This window comes from Paraburkholderia eburnea, from assembly GCF_002917095.1.
GTDB classification, from domain to species: Bacteria; Pseudomonadota; Gammaproteobacteria; order Burkholderiales; family Burkholderiaceae; genus Paraburkholderia; species Paraburkholderia eburnea.
In genome coordinates this window covers 795,385-801,836 of sequence record NZ_PQGA01000002.1, presented here as the reverse complement: position 1 = coordinate 801,836, position 6,452 = coordinate 795,385, and the positions used below count along the sequence as shown (strand labels likewise).

At 63.6% G+C, this 6,452-nt stretch carries 8 protein-coding genes; 6 read left to right on the top strand and 2 right to left on the bottom strand.

The window, feature by feature from the left end:
* On the bottom strand, positions 1–216 hold a 216-nt coding region (locus B0G62_RS31880), incomplete at its 3' end, for a hypothetical protein (RefSeq protein WP_208624213.1).
* A 21-nt stretch (positions 217–237) separates the two neighbouring features.
* Between B0G62_RS31880 and B0G62_RS08055 the strand changes: the two genes are divergently transcribed.
* From B0G62_RS08055 to B0G62_RS08035, 5 genes are all read left to right on the top strand, one after another.
* Positions 238–876 (top strand): CDP-alcohol phosphatidyltransferase family protein, encoded by a 639-nt coding sequence (locus B0G62_RS08055; RefSeq protein WP_103703616.1) that lies wholly within the window; start codon positions 238–240, stop codon positions 874–876.
* Complete coding sequence (locus B0G62_RS08050; RefSeq protein ID WP_103703615.1) at positions 869–1,483, top strand: lysophospholipid acyltransferase family protein; 615 nt, start codon at positions 869–871, stop codon at positions 1,481–1,483. Before B0G62_RS08055 ends, B0G62_RS08050 begins: the two co-directional genes overlap by 8 nt.
* A 2-nt stretch (positions 1,484–1,485) precedes the next feature.
* On the top strand, positions 1,486–2,424 hold the full coding sequence (locus B0G62_RS08045; protein WP_103703614.1) for a phosphatidate cytidylyltransferase: 939 nt from the start codon (positions 1,486–1,488) through the stop codon (positions 2,422–2,424).
* Between the two features lie 139 nt (positions 2,425–2,563).
* Complete coding sequence (locus B0G62_RS08040) at positions 2,564–3,031, top strand: helix-turn-helix transcriptional regulator (RefSeq protein ID WP_103703613.1); 468 nt, start codon at positions 2,564–2,566, stop codon at positions 3,029–3,031.
* A complete protein-coding gene (locus B0G62_RS08035) occupies positions 3,032–4,366 on the top strand; it encodes a type II toxin-antitoxin system HipA family toxin (protein WP_103703612.1) in 1,335 nt (444 codons plus the stop codon). It begins immediately after the preceding gene.
* A 137-nt stretch (positions 4,367–4,503) separates the two neighbouring features.
* Here B0G62_RS08035 and B0G62_RS08030 read toward each other — a convergent pair whose 3' ends face one another.
* A complete protein-coding gene (locus B0G62_RS08030; RefSeq protein WP_103703611.1) occupies positions 4,504–4,692 on the bottom strand; it encodes a CsbD family protein in 189 nt (62 codons plus the stop codon).
* 253 nt (positions 4,693–4,945) lie between these two features.
* On the opposite strand from B0G62_RS08030, the gene B0G62_RS08025 reads away from it, so the two are divergent.
* Positions 4,946–6,418, top strand: a complete 1,473-nt coding sequence (locus B0G62_RS08025) for a benzaldehyde dehydrogenase (RefSeq protein WP_103703610.1) — start codon at positions 4,946–4,948, stop codon at positions 6,416–6,418.
* The last annotated feature ends 34 nt before the right edge of the window (positions 6,419–6,452 follow it).

Genomic DNA, 6,452 nt, shown 5'->3' with positions numbered 1-6,452 from the left:
TGAGCTGTAACCCGTTAGAGACAAACCTTTTAACCCGCAAAACACGACATTTCTATTTAGCTGCGAACGCGACATCTTGAAATGGCTACGACATTTAAATTGTGCTAAATAAAGATGCCGCCCTTGGCGACGCTCAAGAATCCGTCGTGTAAACATCAGCAGGCTCGCGCCGCCCTGTATAACGCCGAACTTCCGGCCGATCACAGCCAACCACATCTAATCGACTCACCAGGTTTCATGGACGAAAACCGACGCCCAATCAAATCGCGCTCCAACACGGTCATCGTGACGCTGTCGAAGTTCCTGGCCGGCACGAGCGTGACGCCCAACCAGATATCCTGCGCGAGCGCCGTATTCGCGGCGATTGGCGCGGTGGCGCTGTTGCGGATCGACAGCGTGCTTGACATGATCGTCGCGATCGTGTGTATCCAGCTGCGATTGCTCTGCAATGTCATCGATGGGCTGGTCGCTGTCGAAGGCGGTAAAAAATCCATCGCAGGGCCGCTTTTCAACGAATTCCCGGATCGCATCGCAGACAGCTTCCTGCTGATCGCGGCCGGTTACGGCGTGGGCCTGCCGTCGCTGGGTTGGGCCGCTGCGCTGTTCGCGGCGCTCACGGCCTATGTGCGCGTATTCGGCGGCTCCGTGGGCGTGCCGCAGCGTTTTATCGGGCCGATGGCCAAGCAGCATCGCATGGCGCTGCTTACGCTCGCCTGCGTTGCGACGATCGTCGAAATCGCGCTGCGTCGGCATCCCGTTTGTCTTGCCGCGGCCCTTGCGATCATCGCGGCCGGCAGCGCGCTCACGTGCGCGACTCGCACGCGCGCGCTGGTGCAGGATCTTCATCGGATCTCGGAGGATAAAACTCATGCGTAACGTGATGCAGCGTTGGCTGCTGGGTGTCGTGCGTCTCGTGGTGGGCGCGCGCGGGCGTTATGCGAGCACGCCGCCATCCGCGCGGCAGACGATCTATTTCGCCAACCATTCGAGTCACGTCGATACGCTCGCCATTCTGGCGGCGCTGCCGCCCGATCTGCGCGCGAGCGTGCGCCCGGCTGCCGCGCGCGATTACTGGGATGCGTCGCCCACGCGCCGCTTCATCGCCAACCGCGTGCTGGGCGTGGTGTATGTGATGCGCAAGGGCGAAGGCGAAGACCCGCTCCAGCTCGTGCGCGATGCGCTGGCATCGGGCTGGTCGATCATCATCTTTCCCGAAGGCACGCGCAGCCAGACCGGCGAGATCGGACCATTCAAAAGCGGGCTTTACTGGCTTTCGCGCGAGTTTCCGCAGGTTCAGCTCGTGCCCGTGCATCTGTCCGATCTCATGCGCGCGATGCCCAAGGGCAAGCTGTTGCCGGTGCCGATCAATTGCAGCGTGTCGTTCGGCGATGCGGTGCCTGGCGCCACGCAACTCGATAAGGAAGCATTCCTTACCATGGCGCGCGACGCCGTGATCAAACTTCAAAATTCTGTACGGGGATAAGGATGCCGCACGTCTTCTGGATCACGATCGTGGGCGTGCTCGCCCTGCTCTGTTTCTTTACCGTGGTGGGCGCGGTGCTGCGTATGAAGTTCGGCTCGGCCAATACGACCGTCGCCAATATGAACCAGCGCATTGCCGCGTGGTGGGTCATGATCGCCGTGGTGACGGCAGCGCTGTGGCTTGGGCCTTACGCGACGCTATTCCTGTTTTTCATCTGCTCGTTCTTCGCGCTGCGCGAGTTCATCACGCTCACACCAACCAAGCCCGCCGATTACTGGTCGCTCGTGCTGGCGTACTACGTCGCGCTGCCGGGCCAGTTTCTGCTGGTCGCGCTGCACTGGTATGGGCTGTTTGCGATTTTCATGCCGGTCTATATGTTCTTCGTGCTGTCGGCAGCGGAGGCTTTCGCTCAGGACACCGCCGAATTTCTTGAGCGTAACGCCAAGATCCAGTGGGCGCTGATGGTCTGCGTGTATTCGTTCAGTTATGCGCCGGCCCTGCTCCTGTTGCCGCTGCCGCATTACTTCGACAACAACGGACCGTTGCTGCTGTTCTTCCTGCTGGTCGTGCAGTCAAGCGATGTGTTCCAGTACGTTTGCGGCAAACTCTGGGGCAAGCGCAAGCTTTCGCCGCTCGTCAGCCCGTCGAAGACGTGGGAAGGCCTGATTGGCGGCGGCGCGCTCGCCATCGGTCTCGGCACCCTGCTGCACGGTCTCACGCCGTTCAATCTGTGGCAGGCCGCGCTCATGTCTGCGGTGACCGTGATCGGCGGCTTTATCGGCGGACTCGTGCTCTCCGCCGTCAAGCGCTCGATGGGCGCCAAGGACTGGGGCGTGATGATCGCCGGCCACGGCGGCATGCTCGACCGCATCGACTCCATCTGCTTCGCCGCACCGATCTTCTTTCACCTCACGCGCTATTTCTTCGTGCCGCCGGTCTGAGGCTTGAAATCCGGCGTGAAGCGCGATTACAGGTTATAGACTGTATTTTGCATTTACAGCTTTCAGGTTGTATTTTGCATTTACAGTCTATAGACTGTAAGCAGTCTATTTGACCTTCCCTTCTCTGCCGGAGCTTCGCGTGGACTACCCGCTCAAGACCGTCAGCCAGTTGCGCCCCATGCTGCTGGGCTTTCGCAAGAAAGCCGGCCTGACCCAGGAAGAGCTCGCGCAGCGGCTCGGCATCTCCCAGCAAAGCTACGCCGCTTTCGAAGCGAATCCCGCCGCCGCTAGCGTCGACCGGCTCTTTCGCGTATTGCGGCTGCTCGCGGTCGATATGCATCTCGCCGCCGGGGCGACGCAGGCCGCGCCGGTTCGGCGCCCAGCCGTCATCAGGAAGTCTGCCGCGAAGAAACCCGCTGCGAAAAAAGTGGCGGCAAAAAAGGCAGTTGTAAAAAAGCCCGCAGTAAAGAAGCCGATGGCTAAAACGGCGGTCACGAAGCGTACCGCTCTCGCGGCGGCCAGCAAACGCACAGCGGCAAAGAAAACATTGAAACCGGCCACACCGCGCAAAACCGCAGCCAGGCCGCCCAGTCGCGAGGACTGGTAAATGGCGCGTACCCGCCTGACGAACCGCCTCGATCTGTGGATGAACGGTCTGCCCGTGGGCTACTGGGAGATCGTGCGCGGCGTCGAGCGGCTCGTGTATCTGCAAAGCTGGCTCGATGACGAGCAAGGCCGTCCGCTTTCGCTTTCGCTGCCTTTCACGCCTGGCAACCAGCCCTTGCGCGGCCCCATCGTCACCGATTACTTCGACAACCTCCTGCCCGACAGCGAACGCATCCGGCGGCGCATTGCGGCCCGTTATCGCACGGCGGGGATTTCGCCGTTCGAATTGCTCGCCGTGCTCGGGAGCGATTGCGTGGGTGCGCTGCAACTGTTGCCGGTGGGCGAAACCCCAGTCGGCCTCGAATCCATCGAAGGCCGGCCGCTCGACGAAGCCGCCATCGCCCGGCTGCTGCGCGATACGACGTCCACGCCCCCTTTCGGCGAGCATGAGCCTGTGGACGATCTGCGTCTGTCTATCGCCGGCGCGCAGGAGAAAACGGCGCTATTGCGGCGTAACGGTCGCTGGCTGCTGCCCACGGGCAGCACGCCCACCACGCATATCCTCAAACTGCCGCTCGGGCTGGTAGGTAATATGCGCGCCGACATGCGGACTTCGGTCGAGAACGAATGGCTCTGCGCGAAGATCGTCGCCGCGTTCGGCCTGCCGATCGCGCCGTGCGAGATTGCATATTTCGAGGACACAAAGGCACTCGTCGTCGAGCGCTTCGACCGGCGTTTGGCGCGCAATGGCCGCTGGATCGTGCGTTTGCCGCAGGAGGATCTCTGCCAGGCCACGGGCACACCGGGTATCGTCAAATACGAAGCCGACGGCGGCCCAGGCATCAACGCTGTCATGGCCGTGCTTGGCGGCTCGTCGCGCGGGGCCGACGACCGGCGGCATTTTTTTCTCGCGCAGATGCTCTTCTGGCTGCTCGCGGCCACGGACGGCCACGCCAAGAATTTCAGCATCGCGCATCTGCCCGGCAGCCATTACGTCGCCACGCCGCTCTACGACGTGCTATCCGCGCATCCGATCATCGGGCGTGGGCGCAATCAGCTTGCGGCGCAGCGCGCGAGCCTCGCGATGGCAGTACGCGGTCGCAACGCGCATTACCGCATCGCGCAGATTTTTCCGCGTCACTGGATCGCTCAGGGGCAGCGCGTGGGGTTTTCGGTCGGGCAGGTCGAGGAGATGATGGCGACGGTGGCGCAACTGACCGACGGCGTTATTGATGAAGTCGCCGCGCAGCTTCCGGAAGCCTTTCCGCTCGACGTGGCCGAGGCGATTTTCGCAGGCATGCGCCGCCAGGCGAAGATTCTGGCCGGCGCGGCTTGATTAGCGGCTTGATCGACGCCCTGAGCGAACAAAATGGCGCCGATCGTACAGACCGGCGCCGCATTAAAAATCGCCACTAGCCAGTGACGCAGCGTGTGAGGCGCGAAGCCTCGCGCCATGCGCGACCTGAGCCTCGCTTAGTGATGACGCTTCGTTGCATCCTTGACGGCTTCCTTCACGTCGCCGACGTTCTTGCGCGCTTCGCCTGCGGCCTGCTGCACGTCGCCCTTGAGCTCGCGTTGCGGATTGTCGGTGGCGCGGCCTACGGCTTCGTTGACCTTGCCCTTGACCTTTTCTGCCGTGCCCTTCACCTGATCCTTGTTCATGGTGCGTCTCCACGTAAAAGCGACGGTGTGTCGCAACATTCGACATAGCGCACGAGCCGTTCCCGAGGCGCTCGCAAAAAGCCGGGTGTTCAGCAACTGAACGCTTTTTCGCCGCCTGGCGCGTGGCCACGGGCCATTGAGAGCCGAGAACTATTCCCGATTGCGACGCTGGCCCCCATTCCCTAAGGTGGCGTTCTGGCAGCCGCTTCCCGGCTTGCGCACGCGATCTCGCACGAGACAAACAGGAGTCAGCATGAGTGTTACCTCTTCCACCCGCCTCTTCGACAACGACAGTTGGCATGGCCGCGTCTTTACCGGCGAATGGCGCGACGGCACGTCGGCCGCCGACGTGCTCGAACCGGCCACGGGCGAGCGCCTCGCGCGCATCGGCATGGCCGACGCGGCCCTGGTCGCGGCGTCGTCGAAGTCGGCCTTCGACGCGCAACGGGCCTGGGCCGCGCTGCCCTATGACGAGCGCGCCGCCGTGCTGCGCCGCGCCGCCCGTCTGGCCGAAGAAGCCGCCGACGAGATCGCCGGCTGGATCGTGCGCGAAAGCGGTTCGACGCGCGGCAAGGCGGCGGTCGAAACGCAGGCCACCATCAAGGCCCTGCACGAAGCCAGCGCGCTGCCGTCGCGCTCGGCCGGCGAGGTGCTGCCGTCGGTGCCGGGCCGTCTGTCGCTGGCCCGCCGCCGCCCGCTCGGCGTCGTCGGCGTGATTTCGCCGTTCAATTTCCCGCTCTATCTGGCGATGCGCGCCGTGGCTCCGGCGCTCGCGCTCGGCAACGCCGTCGTGCTCAAGCCGGACCCGCGCACCTCGATCTGCGGCGGCTTTACCATCGCGCGCCTGTTCGAACTGGCCGGCCTGCCCGCAGGCGTGCTGCATGTGCTGCCCGGCGACGGCGCAGCGGGCGCGGCGCTCACGAGCGATCCGCACATCGCCATGATCCAGTTCACGGGCTCGACCGGCGCGGGCCGCAAGGTCGGCGAAGCGGCGGGCCGTCACCTCAAGAAGGTTTCGCTGGAGCTGGGCGGCAAGAATTCGCTGATCGTGCTCGACGATGCCGATATCGATCTGGCCGTCGCGAATACGGCCTGGGGCGCCTATCTGCACCAGGGTCAGATTTGCATGGCGACGGGCCGCGTGCTCGTGCAGCGCAAAATTTACGATCGATTCGTGCAAAAACTGGTGGCGAAGGCGTCGGGCCTCACGGTCGGCAATCCGGCCACCGGCGACGTCGCGCTGGGGCCGATTATCAACACGGCGCAGCGCGACCACATCGCGCGCGTGCTCGCCGATGCGCAGAAAGCCGGCGCACGCATCGAAACGGGCGGTGGCTATCGCGACCTCTTTTTCGAGCCGACCGTGCTGAGCGGCGTGACTCAGGACAATCCGGCGTTCAACGAGGAAATCTTCGGGCCGGTGGCGGTGGTCGTGCCCTTCGACTCCGACGAAGACGCCATCGCGCTCGCCAACGATACGGAGTACGGACTGTCGATGGCCGTCGTCACGGCCAACGTGGGCCGCGCGCTGCGCATGGGCGAACGTCTGCGCACGGGCCTGCTGCACATCAACGATCAGACCGTGAACGACGAAGTGATCAACCCGTTCGGCGGCGTGGGTGCATCGGGCAACGGCACGAGCATCGGCGGCCCGGCCAACTGGGAAGAGTTCACCCAGTGGCAGTGGCTTACCGTCAAGGGCGAAGCACCGCTTTACCCGATCTAAGCGATCTGAGCAAACTGAGCGATCTGAGGAGACA

Coding starts and splice junctions, on each gene's coding strand:
- B0G62_RS08050 (WP_103703615.1), top strand. CDS start 869: ATGCGTAACGTGATGCAGCGTTGGCTGCTGGGTGTCGTGCGTCTCGTG.
- B0G62_RS08055 (WP_103703616.1), top strand. CDS start 238: ATGGACGAAAACCGACGCCCAATCAAATCGCGCTCCAACACGGTCATC.
- B0G62_RS08035 (WP_103703612.1), top strand. CDS start 3,032: ATGGCGCGTACCCGCCTGACGAACCGCCTCGATCTGTGGATGAACGGT.
- B0G62_RS08045 (WP_103703614.1), top strand. CDS start 1,486: ATGCCGCACGTCTTCTGGATCACGATCGTGGGCGTGCTCGCCCTGCTC.
- B0G62_RS08025 (WP_103703610.1), top strand. CDS start 4,946: ATGAGTGTTACCTCTTCCACCCGCCTCTTCGACAACGACAGTTGGCAT.
- B0G62_RS08030 (WP_103703611.1), bottom strand. CDS start 4,692: ATGAACAAGGATCAGGTGAAGGGCACGGCAGAAAAGGTCAAGGGCAAG.